Annotated in this window: 1 pseudogene; it reads left to right on the top strand. The window is 67.1% G+C overall.

The features are described 5' to 3' along the window. Positions 1-243: pseudogene (locus KVT37_RS32665) on the top strand (hypothetical protein); the annotation flags it as partial.

The raw sequence follows: 243 nt of genomic DNA, 5'->3' as shown, positions 1-243 counted from the left end.
CGCGCCGCGCGCTCGGTGCGCACGACCTCATCACGAGCGGCAACGACATCATCGCGCTTGCACCCGATGGCGAGCACGAGATCGATATCGAGGGCATCGAGGCCGCCGCCAAGACGGCGCTGCGCGGCAGCGAAAAAAGTGCTTTCGAGCGTGCCGCCGACCTCTATGACGGCAGGCCCCTGCCGGACGATATCTTCGTCGAATGGCTCGACGCCCCCAGCGCGCAGCTGCAGCAGCGCTACA

The sequence above is a fragment of the Mesorhizobium sp. GbtcB19 genome (genome assembly GCF_019091085.1).
Classification (GTDB): domain Bacteria; phylum Pseudomonadota; class Alphaproteobacteria; order Rhizobiales; family Rhizobiaceae; genus Mesorhizobium.
This window is presented reverse-complemented; position numbering and strand designations above follow the sequence as displayed.